Below are 26857 nucleotides of genomic sequence, written 5' to 3' on the forward strand. Positions count from 1 at the left end.
AGCCAAACGCACTACGCTGTCACGCACCGAGTCACCGGGGGGCATTCATGCAGCCCAACACACTGCTCGACGCGATCCTGGACGAGGCCGGGATCTCGCACGCGGGACTCGCCGCGCACGTCAACCAGGCGGGCCGGGCACGGGGTCTCGCCCTCCGCTACGAACACACCGCGGTGGCACGGTGGTTGAAGGGCCAGCGGCCCCGCGGCCAGGTGCCCGACCTGATCTGCGAAGTGCTCGCCGCCCGGCTGGACCGGCCCGTCACCCTGGACGACATCGGGCTCGGCGTGCCCGGCGAGCCGTCCGCCCCGCACGGCACCTCGCTCTCCGGCTTCGTCGAACGGGCCACGGCCCTGTGGCGCTGCGACGAGCAGCAGCGCCCGCACCTCCTCGGCGCGCCCGCCGTCACCGGCACGCCGGCCGTCATGCCCGTGTGGGAGTGGGAGAACCCGCCGGAGGACGTGGACGTCTCCCGCGGCGGCCGGCACCGGGTCACCCCGGCCGACATCGACATGCTGCGCGCCGCCCGCACCCACTACGAGCAGATGTACCGCAAGGCGGGCGGCGTTGCGACCCGCAGCCGCATCGTCGGCTTCCTCAACGCGGAGGCGACGCCGCTGCTGCGCGGCAGCTACACCGACGCCACCGGCCGCCAACTCCACCGCGCCACGGGCGGGTTGGTGGCGATCGCGGGCATCTGCGCCTACGACTCCGACGCGCACGGCCTCGCCCAGCGCTACTTCCACCAGGCCCTCAGGCTCGCCAAGGCCAGCGGGGACCGGGGACTGGGGGCGTACGTCATAGCGCTGCTGGTCAACCAGGCACTGTTCATGAAGGAGTACCGCCAGGCCGTGGCCTTCGCCGAGGCCGCGCTGCGCGCCGCCGGCCGGCACATCACCCCCGCCCTCGCCTCCGACCTGTACGCGATGCAGGCCAAGGCGTACGCCCACCTCGGTGACGGCACGAGCGCCCTGTCCTGCATCCGGCGGGCCGAGGAGGCCGCCGGGCGGATCCGGCGCGGTTACGAACCCGACGAGACCGGCTATGTCCAGCCCGGCCTGGTCAACGTCCAGGTGGCCGAGGCGCTGCTCAGCCTCGGCGAACTGGCCGCGGCGGAGGAGCACGCCGCGGCCGCGGTGGACAACCCCGCCCACGACCGGGGCCGGGTGCACCGGCTGGCCATGCTCAGCACGATCGAGCTGCGCCGCGGCAACGCCGAGAAGGCGGTGGCCACCGCGGTGCGGATGGCGGAACAGGCCCGCGGCATGGAGTCCCAGCGGCTGCGCGACAGACTCCGCGCGGTGCGCGACCACCTGGTGCGCAGCGGCTGCGCCGGCACCGCCGAGGCGGCCGAACTCATCGACGGCGCACTGCGCGTACCGCTGTGACGAAGGGCTGACGTCCCCCCAGGTACCCGGTCCGTGCGTGGACCGGGCGCCCTCTGCACGGCCCCCTGCGCCCACCGCTGCGCCGCGAGCGGCTCCCTGCGCGCCTGCTGCCGGACCGCTCCGGCTGCGATATTGCCACTTACTCGTCGGAAGGTGGCAGAACCGTGCAGTGGACGAAGCAGAACGAACAAACTGTCTATGAAAACCGCTGGTTCAGCGTCAATCTCGCGGATGTCGAGCTGCCGGACGGCCGGCACCTCGACCACTTCCTGATACGGATGCGGCCCGTCGCCGTGGCCACGGTGCTCAACGAGGCCAACGAGGTCCTCCTCCTGTGGCGCCACCGCTTCATCACCGACAGCTGGGGCTGGGAGCTGGCGGCGGGCGTCGTCGAGGACGGCGAGGACATCGCGAGCGCGGCCGCCCGGGAGCTGGAGGAGGAGACCGGCTGGCGGCCGGGGCCCCTGCACCACCTGATGAGCGTGGAGCCGTCCAACGGCCTCACCGACGCCCGGCACCACATCTACTGGTCGGACGAGGGCGAGTACGTCGGGCACCCCGTGGACGACTTCGAGTCCGACCGGCGGGAATGGGTCCCCCTCAAACTCGTTCCCGACCTGGTCGCCCGCGGGGAGGTCCCGGCCGCCAACATGGCGGCCGCGTTACTGCTGCTGCATCACCTCAGGCTCGGGCAGGACACCCCGCACTGATCCCCCCGCCGCGTCCCGGCCCCGGCCGGCTCAGTGCCCCACCGCCTGCCACACGGCCACGACCAGGGCCCCGACGGCCGTGAGGGCCGCCACGGCGGGCAGCGGCCAGCGGGCGTGCTCCAGCGAGATGATCCGGCTGTGCAGATCGTCGAGTTCCTTGGCGGCCTCCTCGGTGCGGTGGCTGAGGAGTGCCAGCCCGCCCTCGACGCGGGCGTAGGCCACGTCGAGGCGGCGTCGTAACTCTGCGAGTTCCCCGTGGGGGACGGGATGCTCGGGATCGGCGGTCACGAGTCCGCTCCTTTCCGTAGTCGTCTCACATCCCTTGCATGCGCATGATGAGTCAACTCGCCTGGTGGGCGGGTGGGGAGAGTGTGCGAGGGGCATATGCGGGTCCGGCGCGCACACGGTGTGCGAATGCCGCGGGCCCGGCGCCCTCGCGGGGTGTCGGGCCCGTGTCCGCCCGCGGCGGGTACGGAGCGTGGTCAGGGATAGGTGTAGAAGCCCGAGCCGGTCTTCCGGCCCAGCCGGCCCGCGTCCACCATGCGCTGCAGCAGCGGGGGAGCGGCGTACAGCGGCTCCTTGTACTCCTCGTACATGCTCTGCGCCACCGAGGCGACCGTGTCCAGCCCGATCAGGTCGGACAGCTTCAGCGGGCCCATGGGGTGGGCGCAGCCCAGCTCCATGCCGTTGTCGATGTCCTCGCGGCTGGCGATGCCCGACTCGAACATCCGGATCGCGGAGAGCAGGTAGGGGATCAGCAGCGCGTTGACCACGAAGCCGGAGCGGTCCTGGGCGCGGATCGCCTGCTTGCCGAGCACCTTCTCGGTGAACAGCTGCGCGCGGCTCAGCGTGCCCTCGGAGGTGGTCAGCGCCGGGATCAGCTCGACCAGCTTCTGCACCGGGGCCGGGTTGAAGAAGTGGATGCCGATGACCTGGTCGGGCCGCGAGGTGGCGACGGCCAGCCTCACCAGCGGGATGGAGGAGGTGTTGGAGGCGAGGATGGCGTCCGGCCGGGTCACCACCTGGTCCAGGACCTGGAAGATCTCCGTCTTGACCTGCTCGTTCTCCACGACGGCCTCGATCACCAGGTCGCGGTCCGCGAACTCGCCGAGGTCGGTGGTGAAGCTCAGCCGCGCCAGCGTCGACTCCCGCTCCGCCTCGCTGATCTTGCCGCGCTCGGCCGCCTTGCCCAGCGAGTTGAACAGCCGGGTGCGGCCGATCTCCAGGGCCTCGCCGGTGGTCTCGGCGACCTTGACGTCCAGCCCGGCACGGGCGCACACCTCGGCGATGCCCGCACCCATCTGGCCGCAGCCCACCACTCCGACGCGCGCAATGTCTCCCGAAATGCCGGTCACATCGTCCCTTTCGCAGATCCTACGGCTGTGGCAGGCGGCCCCTCCGTGTGGTGCCTGCTCCGTTCGTGCACGTTACCCCCGCGGCGCCGATGATCGATCGCCCGGGTGGTGCACCCTGGCCCGGTACACGATCCGTGACGAAGCGGATCCACGACGTCATGGGGGTGCCCGGATGGGCCCAGTCACACGGCGGGCGTTCACCGCGGCCGCCTTGACCGTCCTGGCGGCGACGGGAGGTCCGGCGGGGGCGTCGGACCGGCGCCCGCGCGTCGAGCCACCGCGGACGCCCGCGGACCCGCCGGCCGCCGGGCCGTCGCGCGCCACGGACGCCGGCCGCGCCACCGGCACCGACGGCACCACGGGCACCGAGATGCGCGGCATGTGGCTGGCCACGGTCGCCAACCGCGACTGGCCCTCGCGCACCGGACTGAGCGCGAGCGAGCAGCGCGCCGAGCTGACCGCCCTCCTCGACGAGGCGGTGCGCCGCCGCCTCAACACCGTGATGTTCCAGGCCCGGCCGACCGCCGACGCGCTGTGGCCCTCGCCGTACGAGCCGTGGTCGCAGTTCCTCACCGGCACCCAGGGCCGGGACCCCGGCTGGGACCCGCTCGGCACCGCGGTCGAGGAGGCGCACGCCCGCGGCCTGGAGCTGCACGCCTGGTTCAACCCCTACCGCATCGCCCTGCACGCCGACCCCGTCCGGCTCGTCGCCTCCCACCCGGCCCGCAGGCACCCCGACTGGGTGGTGCCGTACGGAGGGAAGCTGCACTACAACCCCGGCCTGCCCGAGGTCCGCGCCTTCGTCCGGGAGGCGATGCTCGACGCGGTGCGGAAGTACCCCGTCGACGGCGTCCACTTCGACGACTACTTCTACCCCTACCCGGTGGCCGGCCAGGTCTTCGACGACGACGCGGCCTTCGACCGCCACGGCGGCGGCTTCGCGGACCGGGCCGCCTGGCGGCGGGACAACATCGACCGGCTGGTGCGCGAGACCGCCGCCGGCATCACCGCGATCCGGCCCGGCACCCGGTTCGGGATCAGCCCCTTCGGGGTGTGGCGCAACGCCGCGACGGACCCGCGCGGCTCGGACACGCGTGCGGGCGTGCAGACGTACGACGACCTCTTCGCGGACACCCGCACCTGGGTCCGCGAGGGCTGGATCGACTACGTCGTCCCCCAGCTCTACTGGAACATCGGCCTGCCCGCCGCCGACTACGCCGAGCTGGTGTCCTGGTGGGCCGGGGTCGCCCGGGGCAGCCGCACCGAGCTGTACGTCGGGGAGGCGCTGTACAAGGTGGGCGACCCGGCGCAGGGCGCGGCGTGGCAGGACCCGGCCGAGCTGTCCCGGCACCTCACGCTCGCCCGCGGGCACGCCGAGGTGCGCGGTCATGTCTTCTTCGCCGCCCGTGAGGTCGCGGCGGACCCGGCCGGAGCCATGACGCGGGTCGTCGCCGACCACTACGAGCAGCCGGCGCGACCAGCGCGTTAGTACTGTTCCTTCTGCCGGTGGAGCACCTGGCAGTCGGGGCCCGGCCACATGACGGCCTCGTGCCCGTTCTCCAGGCGGACGCGGTACGGCGGGTTGCCCTCCGCGCCCATCACCTCGAGGATTACGGAGATCTGGTCGTGCTGGCCGACCACCCTGCCGTGCTGGACAAGCTGGTCGCCGACGGATGCGTGCATCTGCAGCGCCTCCTCACCATCTGCGGGAGCAGCGGCCCGTGGCCTCGAGTCTACGGCGTGGGCGCGCGGCGGTATCGGTATCGGTCGGGCTGTGCGCGAACCTGTGTGGGGACCTGGACAGTGCGTGGACCTGGGCGCGGACGTCAGCCGCGCGCCCGCTGGGTCACCGCGATGCAGACGAGTACGGCGGCGGCGGTCAGCACAGCGGCCGCCGTGAGGTGCTCGCCGAGCAGCAGCACCGACCACACCAGTGTGAGCAGGGGCTGGGCCAACTGCAACTGACTGGCCCTGGGAATGCCGACGGCCGCCATGCCCCGGTACCAGACGACCAGGCCGAGGAACTGCGAGCCCACCGCCACCCACAGCAGCCCGGCGACGCCGTGCGCGGTCAGCCGCACCGGTTCGTACGACAGCGCGAGCGCGGTGAGCGGCACGGTGAGCGGCAGGCAGAGCACCAGGGCCCAGCCGGTGACCTGCCAGCCGGGCATGATCCGCGCCAGCCGGCCGCCCTCGGTGTAGCCCGCGGCGCACACCAGCAGCGCGCCGAACAGATAGCCGTCCGCGGTGGTCAGGGCCCCGCCGCTCTGCCGCGCCGTGAAGACGCCCACCGCCGCCGCGCCCGCCAGCGCCGCCGCCCAGAAGGTGCGCGAGGGGCGGGTGCCGACGCGCAGCGCGGAGAACAGCGCGGTGGTCAGGGGCAGCAGGCCCACGACGACGGCGGCGTGCGCGGTGGTGGAGGTCTTCAGCGCGAGCGTGGTCAGCAGGGGGAAGCCGAGGACCACCCCGGCGGCCACGACCGCGAGTGCGGGCCAGTGGCGCGGCGCGGGCGGCGGGACGCGCAGCGCCAGCAGGCAGCCGCCGGCGACGACCGCGGCGAGGACGCTGCGCAAGGCGACCAGCGACCAGGGGCCGAACCCCTCCAGCCCCCAGGCGGTGGCCGGGAAGGTGAGGGAGAAGGCGACGACACCGAGGGCGGCCTGGAGTGTCCCGGCGCGCCGGGCCGCCCCGGCGGACGCCGGGCGGCGGCTCCGCGGTCCGCCGCGCTCCGGCCGGGTGTGCTCCGGCCCGGTGCACGCGGGCTCGGGGTGCTGCTCCGGGGCCCCGACCGCTACCCTATTCGACGCGGTAGCGCTACTCTCTGCTCTCATGCAAGAGCGTAGCAGCGGCGGTGAGCTGGCGGAACTGCTGAGGCGGGAACTGCACCGCTACTCGCCGGATGAGAAGCTCCCGTCGAGCCGGGCCCTCGTCGAGCGGTTCCGGGTCAGCCCGGTGACCGTGTCGCGGGCCCTGGCGCAGCTCGCCGCCGAAGGGCTGGTGGTCACCCGGCCCGGCGCCGGGGCCTTCCGCGCCCGGCCGAGGGCGGCGGCCGCTCCCGCCGGGGACACCTCCTGGCAGGAGGTCGCACTGAGCGCGGACGGGGGCGCCGATCTCGTGCCGCGCACGGTGGACGCCTCCGGGGTCACCGTCTCCCTCGCCGCCCCGGCGCCGGGGGTCGTCGAGTTCAACGGCGGCTATCTGCATCCCTCGCTGCAACCCGAGCGGGCCATGGCCGCGGCGCTCGCCCGCGCGGGCCGCCGCCCCGGCGCCTGGGGGCGGCCGCCGCTGGAGGGGCTGCCGGAGCTGCGCGAATGGTTCGCGCGGGGCATCGGCGGGCCCGGCGGCTCCGTCACCGCGGCCGAGGTCCTGATCGCCGCGGGCGGCCAGTCCGCGCTGACCACCGCGCTGCGGGCGCTCGCCCCGCCGGGCGCCCCGGTGCTGGTCGAGTCGCCCACCTATCCCGGCATGCTCGCCATCGCCCGCGCCTCCGGGCTGCGGCCGGTGCCCGTGCCGGTGGACGCCGACGGGGTGCGACCGGAGCTGCTCGCCGACGCGTTCCGGGCGAGCGGCGCCCGCGTCTTCGTCTGTCAGCCGCTGTTCCAGAACCCGACCGGCGCCGTGCTCGCCCCCGGGCGGCGCGCGGAGGTGCTGCGCATCGCCCGCGCGGCCGGCGCCTTCGTCGTCGAGGACGACTTCGTGCGCCGCCTCGTGCACGAGGACGCCGGACCGCTGCCGCCCCCGCTGGCCGCCGACGACGCCGACGGGGTCGTCGTCCACGTCGGCTCGCTGACCAAAGCGACCTCGCCGAGCTTCCGGGTCAGCGCCCTGGCCGCCCGCGGCCCGGTGCTGGAGCGGCTGCGCGCCATCCAGGTCGTCGACAGCTTCTTCGTCCCGCGCCCGCTGCAGGAGGCGGCCCTGGAACTCGTCGGCTCACCGGCCTGGCCGCGCCATCTGCGAGCGGTCTCGGCCGAGCTGCGGGCACGCCGGGAGGCGATGACCGGCGCGCTGCGCCTGCACCTCCCCGACCTCGCCCTCCCGCACATCCCGTCCGGCGGCTACCACCTGTGGCTGCGCCTGCCCGACGGCGCGGAGGAGTCCGCGCTGACCGCCGCGGCCCTGCGCGCGGGCGTGGCGCTCGCCCCCGGCCGCCCCTACTTCAGCGCGGAGCCCCCCGCCGCCCACATCCGGCTGAGCTTCGCCGCGGTCGGCGGGACGGCCGAGATCACGGAGGGGGTACGGCGGCTGCGCACGGCCTGGGCCGAGGCGGCCCGGACGCGGACGGTGCCGCGGGGGCCCGAAAACTGATCGACAGGACCGGCCCGCCCTGGCAGCCTCGCGCCATGACGGACACGCCCCGTACGCCCCGCCTCGCCGACGGCTACGAGATCTCCTCCGACCCCGGCCGCATCGACGTGGACTGGGTCCACCGCTGGCTCTCCACCGACGCGTACTGGGCGCTGGGACGGCCGCGCGAGAAGCACGAGCGGGCGGCCAGCGGCTCGCTCCAGTTCGGGGTGTTCGACTCGCTGTCCGGTGACCAGGTCGCGTACGCGCGGGTGGTGACCGACCGGGCCACCTTCGCCTGGCTCTGCGACGTCTACGTCGATCCGGCCGTCCGCGGCAAGGGCATCGGCACCGCGCTCGTCGCCGCCGTGTGCGAGCACCTGCGGCCCTGCGGGCTGCGCCGGATCCTGCTGGCCACCCACGACGCGCACGGGGTGTACGAGAGGCTCGGCTTCCGGGCGCTGGAGCGGCCCGGCCAGTGGATGGCGCTCGTCCTGGCGCAAGACTCGGTACAGCCTGGGTAACTCCCCGGTGACACCCCTTGACCTGGGCACCGGGTCGGCCCACGATCGCCGCATGGCACTTCGGGTCACGTTCGTCGCCACGTCGCGCAGCACCCCGCTGCTCGCGGAACGCTTCGAGGACGACCGGCCACTGGACCAGGCGGGCTGGGACGAGGTGCTCCGCGTCGCCCCCGGCCTGCTGCCCCTGGCGGCCGCCGAACTGCGCTACTGCTCGCCGTCCCCGCGCAGCCGGGCCACCGGGGACGCCCTGGGCTACTCCCCGCTCGCACAGCTCGCCCTGCGTGACTGCGACATGGGCCGCTGGCGCGGACTGACCCTCGGCGAGGCGATGGCCCGCGAGCCGGCCGCCGTGGACGCCTGGCTCGCCGACCCGCGCGCCACCCCGCACGGCGGCGAGTCGCTGCTCGGCTTCATCTCCCGGGTCGGCGGCTGGCTGGACACCCGTCCCGTCGAGGACGGCTGCCGGATCGTGGCGGTGGCGGAGCCGTCGGTGATCCGGGCCGCCCTGGTCTACGCCCTGAAGGCGCCGCCCGCCACGTACTGGAACATCGACGTCCACCCGCTGTCGACGAGCACCGTCATCGGCTGGGCGGGCCGCTGGAACCTGCACCTGGACGGAGTGACCGCTCAGCCCCTGCGGGCGTAGTCCGTCGTGAGGACCAGGTCCTTGGCGGGACCGCCCACGCGCCACACCGTCCGCCAGTGCCCGTCGTCGAGGACGGTGAACTCGCCCCGGTAGCGGTCCGCCGCGCACGGGTGGTGGGCGACATGGTGCCCGGACCGCAGGTCGAGGTCGTGGAAGGGCCGCCCGTCCGCGAACCGCACCTGAGCCGTCCCGGGCGGGTCGGCGGGGAGGAAGCGCAGCGTCCGCTCGGCGGGCCTGGCGACGCCCTGCCAGACGAAGACCCCTGACTCCCGGTGCAGCAGACCGCCGCCGTCGAGCGGCTCGAAGATTGTCGTCCCGGTGAACCGCCCCTCGGCGCCGCCCGCCAGATCCCGTACCGTGCGCTCGACCCGCCAGCCGCCGGCCAGATGGGCCAGCACATCGCCCACCGGCCAGAACCCGCCGCCGTCGGCCCCGCTGCTCACCCGCGCCCCTCCCACTCTCCGTCGCCTTTCCGCACACCCCACTCGCCTCCTCCCCATCCTGCCGTCCGGGGCCCGGGTCGGCACAGCCGGGCCGCCGCGGGAGCCGGTCCCAGTCCGCGGAGGATTGCATAAACGTGCAAGCAACCGTATAGTCATGCCGTCGAAGGAGGGTTCATGGCTGTACGTGTGGCGGTCGCCGGGGCGAGTGGGTATGCGGGCGGAGAGGCGCTGCGCCTGCTGCTGGCGCACCCGGAGGCCGAGATCGGTGCGCTGACCGGTGGCTCCAACGCCGGGCAGCGGCTCGGTGCGCTGCAACCGCACCTGCTCCCCCTCGCCGACCGCGTGCTCGAGGCGACCACCGCCGAGACCCTCACCGGGCACGACGTCGTCTTCCTCGCCCTGCCGCACGGCCAGTCCGCCGCCGTCGCCGAGCGGCTCGGGCCCGACGTCCTCGTCATCGACATGGGCGCCGACTTCCGGCTGCGGGACCCGGCCGACTGGGAGCGGTTCTACGGCTCCCCGCACGCCGGGACCTGGCCCTACGGCCTCCCCGAACTGCCGGGTGGCCGCGCTGCGCTGGAGGGGTCCAAGCGCATCGCGGTGCCCGGTTGCTACCCGACGGCCGTGTCCCTGGCGCTCTTCCCGGCGTACGCCGCCCACCTCGCCGAGAACGAGGCCGTGGTCGTCGCCGCCTCCGGCACCTCCGGCGCGGGCAAGGCGCCCAAACCGCACCTGGTGGGCAGCGAGGTCATGGGGTCGATGTCGCCGTACGGCGTCGGCGGGGTCCACCGGCACACCCCGGAGATGATCCAGAACCTCAGCGCGGCGGCCGGGGAGCCGGTCTCCGTCTCCTTCACGCCGACCCTCGCCCCGATGCCCCGCGGCATCCTCGCCACCTGCAACGTGAAGGCGCGGCCCGGCGTGACCGCGGACTCGGTCCGCGCCGCCTACCACAAGGCCCTCGCCGACGAGCCGTTCGTGCACCTGCTCCCCGAGGGGCAGTGGCCCGCCACGGCGTCCGTCCACGGCTCCAACGCCGTGCAGATCCAGGTCGCGTACGACGAGGCCGCGCACCGCATCGTCGCGATCAGCGCCATCGACAACCTGACCAAGGGCACGGCGGGCGGTGCCGTGCAGAGCATGAACATCGCCCTCGGGCTCGACGAGTCCACCGGACTTTCCACGATCGGAGTCGCACCGTGAGCGTCACGGCAGCCAAGGGATTCACGGCGGCCGGCATCGCCGCCGGAATCAAGGAGAACGGCAACCCGGACCTGGCCCTCGTGGTCAACACCGGTCCGCGCCGCGCCGCCGCGGGCGTCTTCACCTCCAACCGCGTCAAGGCGGCGCCGGTGCTGTGGTCGCAGCAGGTGCTGAAGGACGGACGGCTCTCGGCCGTGATCCTCAACTCGGGCGGCGCCAACGCCTGCACCGGCCCCAAGGGCTTCCAGGACACGCACGCCACCGCCGAGAAGACCGCCGACGTCCTCGGTGTCGGCGCCATCGAGGTGGCCGTCTGCTCCACAGGGCTGATCGGCGTGACGCTCCCCATGGACAAGCTGCTCCCGGGGGTCGAGACGGCCGCCGCCCAGCTGTCCGAGCACGGCGGCGAGAAGGCCGCCATCGCCATCAAGACCACCGACACCGTCCACAAGACGTCCGTGGTGACCAAGGAGGGCTGGACCGTCGGCGGCATGGCCAAGGGCGCCGGGATGCTCGCGCCGGGCCTGGCCACCATGCTGGTCGTCCTCACCACGGACGCCGACGTCGACGCCGGGACGCTGGACCGCGCCCTGCGCGCCGCCACCCGGGTCACCTTCGACCGCGTCGACTCCGACGGCTGCATGTCCACCAACGACACCGTGCTGCTCCTGGCCTCCGGCGCCGCCGAGGTCACCCCCGCCTACGAGGAGTTCGCGGAGGCCGTGCGGGCCGTGTGCGACGACCTCGGACAGCAGCTCGTGCGGGACGCCGAGGGCGCCAGCAAGGACATCAGGGTCGAGGTGGTCAACGCGGCCACCGAGGAGGACGCCGTGGAGGTGGGCCGCTCGATCGCCCGCAACAACCTCCTCAAGTGCGCGATCCACGGCGAGGACCCCAACTGGGGCCGCGTGCTGTCGGCGATCGGCACCACCGGCGCGGCCTTCGAGCCCGACCAGCTCAACGTCGCCATCAACGGCGTCTGGGTCTGCAAGAACGGCGGTGTCGGCGAGGACCGCGAACACGTCGACATGCGCTACCGCGAGGTGCACATCGTCGCCGACCTCGCCGCCGGCATCGAGACCGCCACCATCTGGACCAACGACCTGACCGCCGACTACGTCCACGAGAACAGCGCCTACTCCTCATGAGCCACGCGAGCACGGGAACCACGCGCAAGCACACCGCGCTGCCCAAGGCCCAGATCCTCATCGAGGCGCTGCCCTGGCTGACCCGGCACCACGGCAAGACCGTCGTCATCAAGTTCGGCGGCAACGCCATGGTGAACGAGGAGTTGAAGGCCGCCTTCGCCCAGGACGTGGTCTTCCTGCGGCACGCCGGTCTCAAGCCGGTCGTGGTGCACGGCGGCGGCCCGCAGATCAGCGCCGCCCTCGACCGGCACGGCATCGTCAGCGAGTTCAAGGCCGGCCTGCGCGTCACCACCGAGGACGCCATGGACGTCGTCCGCATGGTGCTGGCCGGGCAGGTGCAGCGGGAGCTGGTCGGGCTGCTCAACCAGCACGGCCCGCTCGCCGTCGGCCTGACCGGCGAGGACGCGCACACCATCACCGCCACCAGGCACACGCCCGAGATCGACGGCGAGCTCGTCGACATCGGGCGGGTGGGCGAGATCACCGAGATCGACACGGGCGCGATCCGGGCCCTGCTCGCCGACGGCCGCATCCCGGTCGTCTCCTCCATCGCCCGCAGTCAGGACGACGGACATGTCTACAACGTCAATGCTGATACGGCTGCTGCGGCACTCGCTGCGGCACTGGGGGCCGAAACCCTCATGGTCCTCACGGACGTCGAGGGCCTCTACGAGGACTGGCCGCACAGCGACGAGGTGATCAGCCGCCTGACCGCGTCCCAGCTGGAGAAGCTGCTGCCGGAGCTGTCCTCGGGCATGGTGCCGAAGATGGAGGGCTGCCTGCACGCCGTGCGCAACGGCGTCACCACCGCCCGCGTCATCGACGGCCGGGTGCAGCACTCGATCCTGCTGGAGATCTTCACCGACGAGGGCATCGGCACCATGGTCGTGCCCGACGACACGCCGGCCGGCCAGGGCGACCGCGGCAACGGGGCCGACCAGGGCGACCGGCACGAACAGGGGGAGTCTTGAGCAACGAGGAACTGACCGCGCGCTGGCAGGGCGCGCTCATGAACAACTACGGCACTCCGCGGCTGCCCCTGGTGCGCGGCGAGGGCGCGAAACTGTGGGACGCGGACGGCAAGGAGTACACCGACTTCGTCGGCGGCATCGCGGTCAACGCCCTCGGCCACGCCCACCCGGCCGTCGTCGAGGCCGTGAGCCGGCAGATCGCCTCCCTCGGCCATGTCTCCAACCTGTTCGTCGCCGAACCGCCGGTCGCGCTCGCCGAACGGCTGCTCCAGCTCTTCGGCCGGGACGGCAGGGTCTTCTTCTGCAACTCCGGCGCCGAGGCCAACGAGGGCGCCTTCAAGATCGGCCGGCTGACCGGGCGCACCCACATGGTCGCCACCGAGGGCGGCTTCCACGGCCGCACCATGGGCGCCCTCGCGCTCACCGGGCAGCCCGGCAAGCAGGCGCCGTTCCGCCCGCTGCCCGGCGACGTCACACACGTGCCCTACGGAGACGCGCAGGCCCTGGCCGCCGCCGTCACCGAGGAGACGGCCCTGGTCGTCATCGAGCCGATCCAGGGCGAGAACGGGGTGGTGGTGCCCCCGGCCGGCTATCTCAAGGCGGCCCGGGCGATCACGGCGGGCACCGGCTCGCTGCTGGTCCTCGACGAGGTGCAGACCGGCATCGGCCGGACCGGCCACTGGTTCGAGTACCAGGCCCACGAGGGCGTGCTGCCGGACGTCGTCACCCTCGCCAAGGGCCTCGGCGGCGGGCTGCCGCTCGGCGCCACCGTCGCCTTCGGGCGCGCCGCCGGGCTGCTCCGGCCGGGACAGCACGGCACCACCTTCGGTGGCAACCCGGTCGCCTGCGCCGCCGGACTCGCCGTCCTCGACACCATCGCGGGCGAGGGACTCCTGGACAACGTCAAGCGGCAGAGCGAGCGGCTGCGGGAGGGGATCGAGTCCCTCGGCCACCCGTTGGTCGCCCACGTCCGGGGCGCGGGGCTGCTCCTGGGTATCGTGCTCACCGAGCCGCTCGCGCCGCAGACGCAGCAGGCGGCTCAGGACGCCGGCTTCCTCGTGAACGCGCCCGCCCCCGACGTCGTACGGCTGATGCCGCCGCTGAACCTCGGCGACGACGCGGTGGACGCCTTCCTCGGGGCGCTGCCCGGCGTCCTGGACGTGGCCAAGGGGGACGGATGATCCGGAGAATGGGACGACGATGAGTCAGGCGCAGGAGGACCACGGGCAGAACGGGGCCGGACCGGCCGTGCCGCAGACCCGCACCGCACGCCACCGCCGGATCGTGGACATCCTCAACCGGCAACCGGTGCGTTCGCAGAGCCAGTTGGCGAAGCTGCTGGCCGACGACGGGCTGAGTGTCACCCAGGCGACGCTCTCCCGTGACCTGGACGAGCTGAACGCGGTGAAGATCCGCAACACCGACGGCGACCTCATCTACGCGGTGCCGAGCGAGGGCGGTTTCCGCACCCCGCGCGCCCCGCTCGGAGGGTCGGCGAAGGAGGAGCGGATGCGGCGGCTGTCGCAGGAGCTGCTGATCTCCGCGGAGGCCTCCGCCAACCTCGTGGTCCTGCGCACCCCGCCGGGGGCCGCCCAGTTCCTGGCCTCGGCGATCGACCAGGCCGAGCTGCAGGACATCCTCGGCACCATCGCAGGCGACGACACTCTCCTGCTGATCAGCCGTGACCCCACCGGCGGTCAGGCTCTCGCGGACCACCTGCTGAGGCTTGCCCAGAACGGCAACTGAGGCATGGCGGAGGGGGCGTACCGGCATCGGTACGCCCCCTCCGCCACGCCTGTGTCCGGCGCGCGGTCCCATCCGGGCGGGGGCCGGATCAGCCCAGCCGCGCCGCCAGACCTCCCGTGCAGCGCACCTCGTCGCCCGCCGTGATCAGCAGGGCCTCCACGTCCGGGAGGGACTCCAGCCAGGCCAGCCCCTCCCGTGAACCCATCGCGAAGGCGGCCGTGGCCCAGCAGTCGGCCCAGGTCAGCCGCGGGGCGACCACCGTGACGGCCACCAGGTCGGTCACCGCGGAGCGGCCCGTGCGGGGGTCCACGATGTGGGCGCCGCGCTCGGCCGTGCCCGAGGTCGCGACGGCCAGCTCCGCCGCCCCGGCCGTGGAGATCACCGCGGCCAGCCCGCCCGGCCGGAGCGGGTCCGACACCCCGATCCGCCAGGGCCGCCGCGGCTCGGGCGCGCCGAGCAGCTGGACGTCCCCGCCGCCGTTGACGCTGACCCCGCTCGCGCCGGCCGCCGCGATCCGCCGGGCCGCCCGTTCGGCCGCCCAGCCCTTGACGATGCCGGTCGGGTCGAGCCGCCCCTCGTAGCGCAGGCTGAACCAGCCGTCGCTGGCGCGCTCGGCCTCGGCGCCGAGACCGAGCACCTCGGCGACCTCGGGCTCGCACTCCTCGACGGTCAGTTCGCCGCGCGCCAGCCGGGAGACCTGGCTGCCGTCGCGGTAGGTGCTGAACACCTCGTCGGCCCGCCGCAGCCCGGCGACGGCCTCGCCCAGCGCCGCGCGGACCGCATCCGGTTCCCCGCCGCGGACGTCGAAGGAGAAGACGGTCCCCATGACCTCCTCCACGTGACGCACCGCGGCGGGAGCTCCTGCCGGCTGCTCGGCCACGGCCTCAGCCACCGGCCTGGTCCAGCGCCGACTGCAGCGACTTCTTGTAGCCGCCGCTGGTGTAGGTGGCCCCGGACACCGCGTCGATGTCCGCGCTGCCGGCCGCGAGCGCCTCCTGGTTGAGCCTGGGCACGGCGAGCTGGGTCTTCTGGCTGCTGAGCCCGCCCTGGGGGGCCTGTACCGCGTCCGCCTTGGTGATCTTTCCGCCGCTCACCGTGATACGGACCTGGACCGGACCGTACTGGGTCTGGACGACCTTGCCGGTGAGGGTGCGGGTCCGGGAGGAGCCCGAGGACGACCCGGAGGAGCCCGACGTGCCCGAGGCACCGGAGGAGCTCGGGGACGCCGATCCGGACGCCGTGCCGCCGCCCTTGTCGGCGGACGAGGACCCGGCCGTCTTCATCCGGTCCAGCGCCGACTGGAGCGACTTCTTGTAGCCGCCGCTGGTGTAGGTGGCCCCGGACACCGCGTCGATCCGCGCGCTCTGCGCGGCCACCGTCTCCTGGTTGAGCCTGGGCACGGCCAGTTCGGTCTTCTGGCTGCTGAGCCCGCCCTTCGGGGCCTGCACGGCCTCCGCCTTGGTGATCTTTCCGCCGCTCACCGTGAGGCGGACCTGGACGGGCCCGTACTGCGTCTGGGCGACGGTCCCGGTGACCGTGCCGTCACCGGTGCCCCGGGCGCCGCCCTGGGGCGAGTCCTGCGCCGACGCGGTCTGCTGCGGCGCCGCGCCGCCCGCCGCCGCGGCGGCGGCCGGGTCGGACGCAGGCTTCAACGACAGCAGCAGCACGATGCCGGAGACGGTGGCGGCACCGGCGAGCACGGCACGTCGGACGGGGTGGCTCTTCCTCATCGCTCCTGAGCTCCTGATTTCCGTGAAGTCCGGATGGTCGGGGTTCCCGTCGCTCACATCTCGAACGACTCGTGATGGATACGGCGGGCGGGGACCCCCGCGCCGCGCAGCGCCTCGTACACCGACTGCGCGAAGCCGTTCGGCCCGCACATGAAGACGTCGTGGTGGTCGATGTCGGGGATCTTCCGCCGCAGGGACTCGGCGGAGATGTCGGGGCGCTCCCCGTCCGGACTGTTGACCGCGTACATCAGCCGGGCGCCGCGCTCGTCCGCGATCTTCGCCAGCTCGTCCCACAGGGCCAGGTCCTGGGTGCTGTTGGCCCGGTAGAGCAGGGTGATGTCCCCGGCCGCGCCGGGCAACGTCTCGAACAGCGCCCGCATCGGGGTGATGCCGACACCGCCCGCGACCAGCAGCACCTTGCCGCGGCTGCGCCGGGACGCGGTCAGGGCGCCGTACGGGCCCTCCGCCCACACCCGGGTGCCCGGGGCGAGCTCGCGCAGCCGGGCGCTGTGGTCGCCGATCGCCTTCACGGTGATGCGCAGCAGGTCCGGGCGGGGTGCCGCCGACAGCGAGTACGGGTGGGAGCTGAACCGCATCCCCGGCGCCAGGAACCGCCAGCGGAAGAACTGCCCGGCCTCCGCGCCCATCCGGTGCAGCTTGCTGCCGCCGATCAGCACGGACACGATCCCCGGCGTCTCCTCGATCACCGCCTCGACCCGCATCCGGTGCTTCAGGTTCAGCCGGATCGGGGTGAGGATCCGGTACCAGACCACCAGCGCCGTCACCGCGCCGTACAGCCCGTACCAGAAGGTCTTGGCGGCCGGCTCGACGGCGAAGTCGTTGCCGGTGGTGATCTGGTGCCAGAAGGTGAGGAACACCGCCGCGTACGTGAACAGGTGCACGTGGTACCAGGTGTCGTACGGCATCCGGCGGCGGACCGGGCCGATCGAGACCAGGCCGATCACGATCAGCAGGCCGGTGCCGACGGCGGCCTTGCCCATGTCGGGCAGCTGGTTGATGGAGTCGACGGTCTGCTGGACGATGTCACCGAGCGTCTTGCCGGCCTGCAGCGCGTAGCCCCACATGGTGAGGAAGACGTGCGCGAGGACCAGGCAGAGCGTGTAGCGGCCGCTCATGGCGTGCCAGCGGGCGACCCGGTCCGAGCCCACCCTCCGTTCCAGGGCGGGCACCCGGGCCATCTGCAGCACGACCAGCGCCATGAGATAGCCGGCCAGCAGGCCGGTGATCCGGCCCGCGTTGAGGATCCGCCCGCCGGTGCCCGCGACGGACGGGGTGTTCATCCACCACAGCCAGAGCACGGCCGCCGCGCCCGCCCACACGGCGAGCAGCAGCGGAACGGCGGGGGAGCGGCGCGGCCGGATGCGGCGCATCGTCTGGCGCCGGGCGGCGCGGCCTCCTGCGAGCGTGGTGGTCACGGTTCCTCCGTGGACGGGGCAAGGGGGGTGGCGTGGTCCCTTGGCCCTGCAATACGTGCCGGGGCGGCGGTGCGTTCAGCGCCCGGCGGATGTTCAGAGTCCGGCCGAGTCCAGTGCGGACTGGAGCGACTGTCGGTAACCGTCGCTGGTGTAGGTGGCGCCCGACACCCCGTCGATCCGGGCGCTCTGCGCGGCCAGCGCCTGCCTCCTCAGCCGGGGGATCGCGTAACCGTTGATCTGCTGGTCCCTGGGGTTCTCCGAGGGGTAGGAGACCGCGGTCACATCGGTGATCTTCCCGTTTTTCACGGTGATCCGCACCTGGACCGGGCCCCAGCGGGTCTGCACCGTCTGCCCCGTGGTGGTCTTCGTGCCCGTGCTCCCGCCGCCGGACGAGGTCCCGCCGGACGACGATCCACCGGACGACGACCCGGATCCGTCCGGCCCGGCGGTGGCGCCGGAGCCGCCGGAGACGGCGGGGGCGGGCGCCGTGGCGATCTCCGGCGGCGTGTGCGGTTTCAGCGACAGCAGCATCACCAGTCCGGAGACGGTGGCGGCGCTCGCCAGCACGACGCGGCGCAGCGGACGGTTCTTCTTCAACGCGTGCAAGGGGACCTCACAGCTCGAACGACTCGTGGTGGATACGCCGGTCCGGCACTCCGGCGGCGCGCAGCACCCGGTACAGGTCCTGGGCGAAGGCATGGGGGCCGCAGATGTAGACGTCGTGCCCGGCGAGGTCGGCGACGGCGCCCCGCAGGGCCTCGACGGTGAACGGCGGCCGCTCCCCGCGCGGGCCGTTGAGCGCGTACAGCACCCGCGCCCCGCGCCACCGCGCGATCTCCTCCAGCTCGGCGCCGAGGGCGAGGTCCTCCGCCGTGCGGGCCCGGTACAGGAGCGTGACGTCACCGGGCAGCGTCTCGAACAGCGCCCGCATCGGGGTGATGCCGACGCCGGCCGCGATCAGCAGGGACTTGTGCGAGGTGCGCCGGTCGGCGGTCATCGAGCCGTAGGGGCCCTCCGCCCACACCCGTGTGCCCGGCCGCAGCAGCGGCACGGCCGCGCTGTGGTCGCCGAGCGCCTTCACCGTGATGCGCAGCAGGTCCGGCCGCGGCGGCGCCGACAGCGAGTACGGCGTGGACGTCCAGCCCATGCCCTCACCCAGGAACCGCCAGCGGAAGAACTGCCCCGGCTGCGCGCCGAGCTCGTCGAGCCGGCGGCCGCGCATCACGACCGAGTAGACCCCGGGCGCCTCGTGGTGCACGGACTCCACCCGCAGCCGGTGGCGCAGGTTCAGCCGTACCGGGGCGAGGAACCGGAACCACACCACCAGGGCCGCGACGCCCAGGTAGAGCGCGTACCAGGCGCCGGTGGCCAGGAGACGGCCGTTGAACTCGTTGCCCAGTGCGAGCTGGTGCCCGAAGGCGAGGAACACCGCCGCGTAGGTGAGCAGGTGCACGTAGTACCAGAACTCGTAGCTGGTGCGGCGGCGCACCGCGCGCGCCGAGGTGATCCCGACCGCGAGGAGGACGACCGTGCCGGCCGTCGCCTTCAGCATCTCCGGGTAGTCCATGACCACCGTGACCGTCTCGTGCCACAGGGAGGCACGGTCCTGGGCCGCGTACCCGGCGAGGATCAGCACCACGTGCGCGACCAGCAGGCAGACGGTGTACCGGCCGGCCATCGCGTGCCACCGTGCCACCCGGTCCGAGCCGACCCGCCGTTCCAGCAGCGGGACCCGGGCCATCAGACCGACCAGCACCGCGCAGGCGTACCCGCACAGCAGTCCGGCGATCCGGCCCGCGCCGGTCAGCCAGCCCGCGGTGCCCACGACCGAGTCCGTGCCGAACCACCACAGGGCGATCACGGCGGCGGCCCCGGTCCACAGCGCCAGGAGCACGGCTGAGGCCGGGGAGCGCCGGGGGGCCGGCGGTACGGGCGGAGCAGCCCGCCGCTCTTGGACCGTCGTCATGGTTCGCGTCCTTTCACCTGTCCGGGACGCAACTGTGCGGCGCCAACTTCTGAGGGCGCTCTGAGACGCCGGGCCCCGCCCGGCCGACCCACAGGGAACTCAGAGCGCACCCGAGCGGGCTCTCACCGGGATCTCACGCGGATCTCACGCGGGACCCGCCGCAGGTGCCCGCACGGTGCCCGAAGGGGGCTCGACGGCGGTCCGCGGGGCGATCGGCGGGGTGTCCGTGCGGTTGCGCGGGCGGCACGGCGTGGGGCCACTCACAGGAAACTCAGAGGGACGGGCCTCGCGGAGAAGTCGCGCGGCGGGGGATGCTGGAGGGGCCATGAACGCTTCCCCCGCCCCCCCGACCGGTCCCGCCCGCCCCGGTCCGCACGCCCTCACCCGGCCCGACGGCAGCCCCATACGGGTCCTCGTCGTCGACGACGACCCCGACCTCGCCGAGGTCCTCAGCGGTGCCCTGCGCTACCAGGGCTGGGAGGTGCGTTCGGCGGGCGACGGCGCGGGAGCCGTCGCCGAGGCCCGCGACCTGCTGCCCGACGCGGTCGTCCTCGACGTGATGCTCCCGGACACCGACGGCTTCGCCGTGCTGCGCTCGCTGCACGAGGTGAAGCCGGACGTCTGCGTGCTCTTCCTCACTGCGCGGGACGCGGTGGAGGACCGCATCGCGGGGATCACCGCCGGCGGCGACGACTACGTGACCAAGCCCTTCAGCCTGGAGGAGGTCGTCGCCCGGCTGCGCGGACTGATGCGGCGCGCGGGCATGGCCCGGCAGCTGGGGGAGGACGGGCCACGGCTCACCGTGGGCGACCTGGTGATGGACGAGGACGCCCGCGAGGTCAGCCGGGGCGGAGAGCTGATCGAGCTGTCCCCGACCGAGTTCGAGCTGCTGCGCTTCCTGATGAACAACCCCCGGCGGGTGCTCAGCAAGGCGCAGATCCTCGACCGCGTGTGGTCGTACGACTTCGGCGGTCAGGCCCATGTGGTGGAGCTGTACATCTCCTACCTGCGCAAGAAGGTGGACGCGGGCCGCGAGCCGATGATCCACACGGTGCGGGGGGCCGGTTACGTGCTGAAGCCGGCGGTGCGGTGAGGGCGGTGTGGGCGACGGCGGGCCGATGGCTCCGGCGGCTGCCCCGGCCGCGCACCCTGCGGGCCCGGCTGACGGCGGGCCTGGTGGTGCTGCTCGCGGTCAGCTGCGCCGCCGTCGGCGTGGCCGCCGTGGTGGAGCTCGACGGCTTCCTGACCAGCCGCGTCGACCAGCAGCTGCGGGACGTCGGTGCCCGCTACCCGGCGAGCCTGGAGCACGGCGCGCCGCCCCGCACCGACCACGACGGCGACGAGCACGGCGACACCCGTCGGCAGGCGTCCGGCACGTTCGGCGCCCGCCTGGTGCACGGCCGGGTGACCAACGCCGCCGTCGTGCCCGGCGTGGACTCCGACGACTCCACCGACCTGACCGCCCGGCTCACCCCGCACGACCAGGCCGAGCTGGCCCGGGTGCCGCTCGACGGCGCCGCGCACACCGTCGGCCTGTCGTCCCTGCACCGCTACCGCGTCGTCGCCACCCGCGGCGAGGACGGCGACGTGCTGATCACCGGCCTTCCGCTGGAGCCGGTGGAGGCCACCGTGCGCCGCCTCGAGCTGGTCGCAGCCGTCGTGTTCGGCGCGGCCCTCGCGCTGGCCGGTGTCACCGGGGCCCTGTGGGTGCGCTGGTCGCTGCGGCCGCTGAGCCGGGTCGCGGCGACCGCCACCCGGGTCAGCGAGCTCCCGCTGGCCAGCGGTGAGGTGACGCTGCCGCCGCGGGGCCCGGAGTCCGACCCGCGCAGCGAGGTGGGCCGGGTCGCCACCGCCTTCGACCGGATGCTGCACCACGTCGAGGACGCGCTCACCAAACGGCACGCCAGCGAGGAGCGGCTGCGCAGCTTCGCCGCCGACGCCAGCCACGAGCTGCGCACCCCGGTCGCCTCCGTCCGCGGTCACGCGGAGCTCGCCCTGCTGCATCCCGGGCCGGTGCCGCCCGAGGTCACCCGCGCACTGGAGCGCATCGCCGCGGAGTCCGCCCGGATGGGCGTGATGGTCGACGAGATGCTGCTCCTGGCCCGTCTGGACGCGGGCCGGCCGCTGGAGCGCCGCCCGGTCGACCTGACCCGTCTGGTCCTGGACGCGGTGACCGACGCCCGCGCCGCCGGTCCCGGGCACCGCTGGACCATGGAGCTGCCGGAGGAGCCGGTGACGGTGACCGGCGACGCCCACCGGCTCCAGCAGGTGCTCGCCAACCTGCTGGCCAACGCGCGGCTGCACACCCCTGCCGGCACCAAGGTGACGGTGTCGCTGGAGACCGACGGCCCGGCGGCCGTCCTCCAGGTCCGCGACGACGGCCCCGGCGTCCCCGAGGAGGTCCAGCCGGGCGTCTTCGAGCGCTTCACCCGCGCCGACCGCCGCCGCACCGGGGCCTCCGGGGGCGCCGGAGCGGGCCTCGGCCTGTCGATCGTGGCGGCGGTGACCGAGGCGCACGGCGGGAGCGTGGACCTGGAGTCCCGCCCGGGGGCGACGACGTTCACGGTGCGCCTCCCGCTCGGCTGAGCGGCTCAGGCGGTGGACGGCGGGAGCGGCAGCGGCAGGCCGGGAAGTCCGTCCAGGCTGGTGGCCACGTGGTCCTTCCCGGCGAAGTACGCGCTCAGCGAGGCGTCGTCCTCGCGTGCGAACCGCTTGCCGTGCAGGTCGCGGTCGGCCTCGTAGGCCATGAAGGGCACCGCGTAGCCGCAGGTGTCCCGCACCAGTTCGGCCCGGACGACGATGATCGCGCGCAGCCCGTGCGTGGACGGGTCGATGTCCGGGAAGCGCGTGAGGAGTTCCCCGAAGCGCGGGTCGTCGCGGAAGACCGGCTCGCCCCGGCCGTGCACGCGGACGACGGTGGGCGGCCCCTGGAAGGCGCACCACATGAGGGTGATCCGCCCGTTCTCCCGCAGGTGCGCCACGGTCTCCGCGTTGGACCCGGCGAAGTCCAGGTAGGCCACGGTGTGCTCGTCGAGCACGGCGAAGGAACCCCTGAGGCCCTTGGGGGAGAGGTTGACGGTGCCGTCGCCGGACAGCGGGGCGGTCGCGGTGAAGAAGAGGGGCTGCGCCTCGATGAACGCCCGCAGCCTGCCGTCTATGCGCTCGTAGGTCTTTCCCATGTCGACCGATTATCGAGGCGTTTCCTTCGGCTGTCTAAGGACTTGGCCGAGAACGATCGTGCGGTGGCCGCCCCGGCCGGCGCTGCTTCGGGGCGGCCACAGCGCGAGGTACGGAAGAGCGGCTCCGCGTGTTCACACCCGACGAGATTGACGAATCATGCAGACTCCTGCATACTCATGCATGTAGCCAATGCACTGTGAGGAGAAACCCGTGACCGAGCGCGTCGTACTCGCCTACTCAGGCGGTCTGGACACCTCCGTCGCCATCGGCTGGATCGCCGAGGAGACGAGCGCCGAGGTCATCGCCGTTGCGGTCGACGTCGGCCAGGGCGGCGAGGACCTGGACGTCATCCGCAAGCGCGCGCTCGCCTGCGGTGCCGTCGAGGCCGAGGTCGCGGACGCCAGGGACGAGTTCGCCGACGAGTACTGCCTCCCGGCGATCAAGGCCAACGCCCTCTACATGGACCGGTACCCGCTGGTCTCGGCCCTCTCCCGGCCGACCATCGTCAAGCACCTCGTCGCCGCCGCCCAGAAGCACGGCGCCACCACGGTCGCCCACGGCTGCACCGGCAAGGGCAACGACCAGGTCCGCTTCGAGGCCGGCATCGTCGCCCTCGCCCCCGACCTCAAGTGCATCGCCCCGGTCCGTGACTACGCGATGACCCGGGACAAGGCCATCGCGTTCTGCGAGGAGAAGAACCTCCCGATCGCGACCACCAAGAAGTCCCCGTACTCCATCGACCAGAACGTCTTCGGCCGCGCCGTCGAGACCGGCTTCCTCGAGGACATCTGGAACGCCCCGATCGAGGACATCTACGAGTACACCCAGAACCCGGCCCTCCCGCGCGAGGCCGACGAGGTGATCATCACCTTCAAGGAGGGTGTCCCGGTCGCCGTCGACGGCAAGCCCGTCACCGTCCTGCAGGCCATCCAGCAGCTCAACGAGCGCGCCGGCGCCCAGGGCATCGGCCGGATCGACATGGTCGAGGACCGGCTGGTCGGCATCAAGTCCCGCGAGGTGTACGAGGCTCCGGGCGCGATCGCCCTGATCACCGCCCACCAGGAGCTGGAGAACGTCACCGTCGAGCGCGAACTGGCCCGTTACAAGCGGCAGGTCGAGCAGCGCTGGGGCGAACTGGTCTACGACGGCCAGTGGTTCTCCCCGCTCAAGCGCGCCCTGGAGGGCTTCATCAACGAGGCCAACCAGCACGTCTCGGGCGACATCCGGATGACCCTGCACGGCGGCCGCGCCGTCGTCACCGGCCGGCGCTCCGAGTCCTCGCTCTACGACTTCAACCTGGCCACCTACGACACGGGCGACACGTTCGACCAGGCCGCGGCCAAGGGCTTCATCGACATCTACGGCCTGTCGTCGAAGATCGCCGCCAAGCGCGACCTGGCCTGACCGCCTGATCCGCCGGGGGCGCCCCGCACGCACTAGCCTGGCAACCGTCTCCTCGCTCCCGGGTGGGGAGGCGGTGGCACATCCAGACCCTCGAGGAGCTACGCAAGTGAGCAGCAACAGCGGTGACGTACGGCTCTGGGGCGGCCGGTTCGCCGACGGTCCCGCCGAGGCCCTGGCGAAGCTGTCCGCGTCCGTCCACTTCGACTGGCGGCTCGCGCCCTACGACATCGCCGGTTCGCGCGCCCACGCGCGCGTGCTGCACAGGGCGGGCCTGCTCACGGACGACGAACTCGAGCGCATGCTGGCCGGGCTCGACCGGCTGGAGGCGGACGTGGCGTCCGGCGACTTCGTCGGCACCATCGCCGACGAGGACGTCCACACCGCTCTGGAACGCGGCCTGCTGGAGCGCCTCGGCCCCGACCTCGGTGGCAAGCTGCGCGCCGGCCGCTCCCGCAACGACCAGGTCGCCACCCTGTTCCGCATGTACCTGCGCGACCACGCCCGGATCATCGGCGGCCTGATCGCCGACCTCCAGGACGCGCTGATCGGGCTGGCCGATGCCCACCCCGACCTGGCGATGCCCGGCCGCACCCATCTCCAGCACGCCCAGCCGGTGCTCTTCGCCCACCACGTCCTCGCGCACGTGCAGTCGCTGTCCCGGGACGCCGAGCGGCTGCGCCAGTGGGACGAGCGGACGGCCGTGTCGCCGTACGGCTCGGGCGCCCTGGCGGGTTCCTCCCTCGGCCTGGACCCCGAGGCGGTGGCCGCGGACCTCGGCTTCGAGCACGGCAGCGTCGGCAACTCCATCGACGGCACGGCCTCCCGTGACTTCGTCGCCGAGTTCGCCTTCATCACCGCGATGATCGGCGTGAACCTCTCCCGGATCGCCGAGGAGGTCATCCTCTGGAACACGAAGGAGTTCTCCTTCGTGACCCTGCACGACGCCTTCTCCACCGGCTCGTCGATCATGCCGCAGAAGAAGAACCCGGACATCGCGGAGCTGGCCCGCGGCAAGTCCGGCCGGCTGATCGGCAACCTGACGGGGCTCATGGCGACCCTCAAGGCGCTGCCCCTCGCGTACAACCGTGACCTGCAGGAGGACAAGGAGCCCGTCTTCGACTCCTGCGACCAGCTGGAGGTCCTGCTGCCCGCCTTCACCGGCATGATGGCCACCCTCACCGTCCACCGCGAGCGGATGGAGGAACTGGCCCCGGCCGGCTTCTCGCTCGCCACCGACATCGCCGAGTGGCTGGTCAGGCAGGGCGTGCCGTTCCGGGTGGCGCACGAGGTGGCCGGCGAGTGCGTCAAGGTCGCCGAGGCCGAGGGCAAGGAGCTGGACAAGCTGACCGACGAGCAGTTCGCGGAGATCTCCGCCCATCTCACCCCCGAGGTGCGTACGGTCCTCGACGTTCCCGGCGCCCTCGCCTCCCGCAGCGGCCGCGGCGGCACCGCACCGAGCGCGGTCGCCGTCCAGCTCGCCGAGGTGAAGGCGGACGTGGCGGCGCAGCACGCCTGGGCCAACGCCAAGCAGCCGAGGAAGTAGCAGGTCGCGACGGGCGGGGCGGCACGGGATACGTTGGTCCACACACCGCGAGGAACCGACCGAACGGAGCCTGTGATGCCCTTCGCCCGGCTGGCCTCAGCCACGACTGCCACCTGCCACATGGGCCTGGGGCTCGCCGCCGTCGGGCGCCCCGGCTACATCAACCTCGGCCGCGAGCGGGACCTCCCGTCCGACCGCACCGTCGACGCCCTGCGCGCGCGCACCCACGAACTCCTGGACGCCGCCTACGCGCAGGGCGTCCGCTACTTCGACGCCGCCCGCTCCTACGGTCGCTCCGAGGAGTTCCTCGCCGACTGGCTGCGCGCCCGCCCCGAGGCCGGCGACGTCGTCGTAGGCAGCAAGTGGGGCTACACCTACACCGCCGACTGGCGCACCGACGCCGAGCACCACGAGGTCAAGGACCACAGCCTCGCCACCTACGAGCGGCAGCGCGCGGAGAGCGCCGAACTGCTCGGGGACCGGCTCGACCTGTACCAGATCCACTCGGTGACGCCGGACAGCCCCGCCCTCACCGACCAGAAGCTGCACACCGAGCTGGCGGAGGCCGCCGGGCGGGGCCTCACCATCGGCTTCTCCACCAGCGGCCCCGCGCAGGCCGACGCCATCCGCGCCGCGATGGCCGTGACGGTCGACGGCGAGCCCCTCTTCCGTACCGTCCAGTCGACGTACAACGCCCTGGAGACCTCGGCGGGGCCCGCCCTGGCCGAGGCGCACGACGCCGGGCTCACGGTGATCGTCAAGGAGGGCATGGCCAACGGGCGGCTCGCCGGGCCGGACGCCCCCGAGGCGCTGCGGGCCGTGGCCCGGGAGACCGGCATGGACTGCGACGCGGTCGCCCTCGCGCTGGTCCTGCACCGGCCGTGGGCGGGCGTCGTGCTGTCCGGCGCGGCCACCGCCGCCCAGCTCGCGTCCAACCTGCACGCCCCGGCCGTGGACCTCGACGAGGACCAGCTCGCCCGCCTCGACGCACTGGCCGAGGAGCCGCGTGCCTACTGGGAGCGGCGCGGACAGCTGCCCTGGCACTGAGCTCCCACCGCCCCACCGCCTCTCACAGCTCCCACTGCCCGCTTCCCGCCCGCTTCACGTCTCCGGTCCCCGCCCGTGAGACGGACGCGCCTGTAATGAGACATAGATGTCTCACATGGGTTACTCTTGTCTC

At 73.3% G+C, this 26857-nt stretch carries 27 protein-coding genes; 16 read left to right on the forward strand and 11 right to left on the reverse strand.

Annotation, left to right across the window (positions count from 1 at the left end; all coding sequences use genetic code 11):
* The first annotated feature begins 47 nt into the window (after positions 1-47).
* Positions 48-1388, forward strand: a complete 1341-nt coding sequence (locus ACF1A5_RS17415; protein ID WP_392193709.1) for a transcriptional regulator — start codon at positions 48-50, stop codon at positions 1386-1388.
* A 164-nt stretch (positions 1389-1552) separates the two neighbouring features.
* Positions 1553-2098: an NUDIX hydrolase gene (locus ACF1A5_RS17420; RefSeq protein ID WP_392193710.1), complete on the forward strand. Its 546-nt coding sequence runs from the start codon at positions 1553-1555 to the stop codon at positions 2096-2098.
* A gap of 30 nt (positions 2099-2128) precedes the next feature.
* On the opposite strand, the gene ACF1A5_RS17425 is transcribed toward ACF1A5_RS17420, so the two are convergent.
* The gene (locus ACF1A5_RS17425; protein WP_392193711.1) at positions 2129-2386 is read right to left on the reverse strand and encodes a hypothetical protein; all 258 of its coding nucleotides are present in this window, start codon (positions 2384-2386) and stop codon (positions 2129-2131) included.
* Between the two features lie 194 nt (positions 2387-2580).
* On the reverse strand, positions 2581-3453 hold the full coding sequence (locus tag ACF1A5_RS17430; RefSeq protein ID WP_392193712.1) for a 3-hydroxybutyryl-CoA dehydrogenase: 873 nt from the start codon (positions 3451-3453) through the stop codon (positions 2581-2583).
* A gap of 172 nt (positions 3454-3625) precedes the next feature.
* Here ACF1A5_RS17430 and ACF1A5_RS17435 point away from each other — a divergent pair, with 172 nt between their 5' ends.
* Positions 3626-4942, forward strand: coding sequence for a glycoside hydrolase family 10 protein (locus tag ACF1A5_RS17435; protein WP_392193713.1), 1317 nt, complete (start codon positions 3626-3628; stop codon positions 4940-4942).
* On the opposite strand, the gene ACF1A5_RS17440 is transcribed toward ACF1A5_RS17435, so the two are convergent.
* Positions 4939-5136 carry a DUF1918 domain-containing protein gene (locus ACF1A5_RS17440; RefSeq protein WP_392193714.1) on the reverse strand — a complete coding sequence of 66 codons (198 nt, stop codon included), beginning with the start codon at positions 5134-5136 and terminating at the stop codon, positions 4939-4941. The two genes, ACF1A5_RS17435 and ACF1A5_RS17440, sit on opposite strands and share 4 nt — an antisense overlap.
* A 143-nt stretch (positions 5137-5279) precedes the next feature.
* A complete protein-coding gene (locus tag ACF1A5_RS17445; protein WP_392193715.1) occupies positions 5280-6284 on the reverse strand; it encodes a DMT family transporter in 1005 nt (334 codons plus the stop codon).
* Between ACF1A5_RS17445 and ACF1A5_RS17450 the strand changes: the two genes are divergently transcribed.
* Genes ACF1A5_RS17450 through ACF1A5_RS17460 form a run of 3 tightly spaced genes read left to right on the forward strand, consistent with a single transcriptional unit; the run spans position 6283 to position 8907 of the window.
* The gene (locus tag ACF1A5_RS17450; protein ID WP_392193716.1) at positions 6283-7758 is read left to right on the forward strand and encodes a PLP-dependent aminotransferase family protein; all 1476 of its coding nucleotides are present in this window, start codon (positions 6283-6285) and stop codon (positions 7756-7758) included. The genes ACF1A5_RS17445 and ACF1A5_RS17450 overlap by 2 nt on opposite strands.
* Before the next feature lie 35 nt (positions 7759-7793).
* On the forward strand, positions 7794-8261 hold the full coding sequence (locus tag ACF1A5_RS17455) for a GNAT family N-acetyltransferase (RefSeq protein ID WP_392193717.1): 468 nt from the start codon (positions 7794-7796) through the stop codon (positions 8259-8261).
* Positions 8262-8313: 52 nt separating this feature from the next.
* On the forward strand, positions 8314-8907 hold the full coding sequence (locus ACF1A5_RS17460; RefSeq protein WP_392193718.1) for a histidine phosphatase family protein: 594 nt from the start codon (positions 8314-8316) through the stop codon (positions 8905-8907).
* On the opposite strand, the gene ACF1A5_RS17465 is transcribed toward ACF1A5_RS17460, so the two are convergent.
* Positions 8889-9350 (reverse strand): DUF6314 family protein, encoded by a 462-nt coding sequence (locus ACF1A5_RS17465; RefSeq protein ID WP_392193719.1) that lies wholly within the window; start codon positions 9348-9350, stop codon positions 8889-8891. The genes ACF1A5_RS17460 and ACF1A5_RS17465 overlap by 19 nt on opposite strands.
* A 174-nt stretch (positions 9351-9524) precedes the next feature.
* Here ACF1A5_RS17465 and argC point away from each other — a divergent pair, with 174 nt between their 5' ends.
* Genes argC through ACF1A5_RS17490 form a run of 5 tightly spaced genes read left to right on the forward strand, consistent with a single transcriptional unit; the run spans position 9525 to position 14418 of the window.
* The gene (gene argC, locus ACF1A5_RS17470; protein WP_392193720.1) at positions 9525-10553 is read left to right on the forward strand and encodes an N-acetyl-gamma-glutamyl-phosphate reductase; all 1029 of its coding nucleotides are present in this window, start codon (positions 9525-9527) and stop codon (positions 10551-10553) included.
* Positions 10550-11701: a bifunctional glutamate N-acetyltransferase/amino-acid acetyltransferase ArgJ gene (gene argJ, locus ACF1A5_RS17475; RefSeq protein WP_392193721.1), complete on the forward strand. Its 1152-nt coding sequence runs from the start codon at positions 10550-10552 to the stop codon at positions 11699-11701. The genes argC and argJ overlap by 4 nt, the downstream gene beginning before the upstream one ends.
* The gene (argB, locus tag ACF1A5_RS17480; protein WP_392193722.1) at positions 11698-12672 is read left to right on the forward strand and encodes an acetylglutamate kinase; all 975 of its coding nucleotides are present in this window, start codon (positions 11698-11700) and stop codon (positions 12670-12672) included. Before argJ ends, argB begins: the two co-directional genes overlap by 4 nt.
* Positions 12669-13853 carry an acetylornithine transaminase gene (locus ACF1A5_RS17485; protein WP_392193723.1) on the forward strand — a complete coding sequence of 395 codons (1185 nt, stop codon included), beginning with the start codon at positions 12669-12671 and terminating at the stop codon, positions 13851-13853. Before argB ends, ACF1A5_RS17485 begins: the two co-directional genes overlap by 4 nt.
* A gap of 19 nt (positions 13854-13872) precedes the next feature.
* Complete coding sequence (locus ACF1A5_RS17490; protein WP_392193724.1) at positions 13873-14418, forward strand: arginine repressor; 546 nt, start codon at positions 13873-13875, stop codon at positions 14416-14418.
* A gap of 88 nt (positions 14419-14506) precedes the next feature.
* On the opposite strand, the gene ACF1A5_RS17495 is transcribed toward ACF1A5_RS17490, so the two are convergent.
* The 5 genes from ACF1A5_RS17495 to ACF1A5_RS17515 all read right to left on the reverse strand — a co-directional run bounded on the left by ACF1A5_RS17495 (position 14507) and on the right by ACF1A5_RS17515 (position 19550).
* A complete protein-coding gene (locus tag ACF1A5_RS17495; RefSeq protein ID WP_392193821.1) occupies positions 14507-15244 on the reverse strand; it encodes an FAD:protein FMN transferase in 738 nt (245 codons plus the stop codon).
* A gap of 58 nt (positions 15245-15302) precedes the next feature.
* Positions 15303-16148, reverse strand: a complete 846-nt coding sequence (locus tag ACF1A5_RS17500) for an FMN-binding protein (RefSeq protein WP_392193725.1) — start codon at positions 16146-16148, stop codon at positions 15303-15305.
* A gap of 53 nt (positions 16149-16201) precedes the next feature.
* A complete protein-coding gene (locus tag ACF1A5_RS17505) occupies positions 16202-17584 on the reverse strand; it encodes a ferric reductase-like transmembrane domain-containing protein (RefSeq protein WP_392193726.1) in 1383 nt (460 codons plus the stop codon).
* 93 nt (positions 17585-17677) lie between these two features.
* Positions 17678-18190, reverse strand: a complete 513-nt coding sequence (locus ACF1A5_RS17510) for an FMN-binding protein (RefSeq protein WP_392193727.1) — start codon at positions 18188-18190, stop codon at positions 17678-17680.
* Between the two features lie 7 nt (positions 18191-18197).
* On the reverse strand, positions 18198-19550 hold the full coding sequence (locus tag ACF1A5_RS17515; protein WP_392193728.1) for a ferric reductase-like transmembrane domain-containing protein: 1353 nt from the start codon (positions 19548-19550) through the stop codon (positions 18198-18200).
* Between the two features lie 325 nt (positions 19551-19875).
* Here ACF1A5_RS17515 and ACF1A5_RS17520 point away from each other — a divergent pair, with 325 nt between their 5' ends.
* The gene (locus ACF1A5_RS17520; protein ID WP_392193729.1) at positions 19876-20643 is read left to right on the forward strand and encodes a response regulator transcription factor; all 768 of its coding nucleotides are present in this window, start codon (positions 19876-19878) and stop codon (positions 20641-20643) included.
* Positions 20640-22136, forward strand: a complete 1497-nt coding sequence (locus tag ACF1A5_RS17525) for a sensor histidine kinase (protein WP_392193730.1) — start codon at positions 20640-20642, stop codon at positions 22134-22136. The genes ACF1A5_RS17520 and ACF1A5_RS17525 overlap by 4 nt, the downstream gene beginning before the upstream one ends.
* Before the next feature lie 5 nt (positions 22137-22141).
* Here the strand turns inward: ACF1A5_RS17525 and ACF1A5_RS17530 are convergent, their stop codons facing one another.
* A complete protein-coding gene (locus ACF1A5_RS17530) occupies positions 22142-22729 on the reverse strand; it encodes a pyridoxamine 5'-phosphate oxidase family protein (protein ID WP_392193731.1) in 588 nt (195 codons plus the stop codon).
* Positions 22730-22940: 211 nt separating this feature from the next.
* Here ACF1A5_RS17530 and ACF1A5_RS17535 point away from each other — a divergent pair, with 211 nt between their 5' ends.
* From ACF1A5_RS17535 to ACF1A5_RS17545, 3 genes are all read left to right on the forward strand, one after another.
* Positions 22941-24134, forward strand: coding sequence for an argininosuccinate synthase (locus ACF1A5_RS17535; protein ID WP_392193732.1), 1194 nt, complete (start codon positions 22941-22943; stop codon positions 24132-24134).
* A 106-nt stretch (positions 24135-24240) separates the two neighbouring features.
* Positions 24241-25677, forward strand: a complete 1437-nt coding sequence (argH, locus tag ACF1A5_RS17540; protein WP_392193733.1) for an argininosuccinate lyase — start codon at positions 24241-24243, stop codon at positions 25675-25677.
* 75 nt (positions 25678-25752) lie between these two features.
* The gene (locus ACF1A5_RS17545) at positions 25753-26724 is read left to right on the forward strand and encodes an aldo/keto reductase (protein WP_392193734.1); all 972 of its coding nucleotides are present in this window, start codon (positions 25753-25755) and stop codon (positions 26722-26724) included.
* Positions 26725-26857 lie beyond the last annotated feature (133 nt).

The sequence above is a fragment of the Streptomyces sp. NPDC014864 genome (assembly GCF_043081525.1).
Classification (GTDB): domain Bacteria; phylum Actinomycetota; class Actinomycetes; order Streptomycetales; family Streptomycetaceae; genus Streptomyces.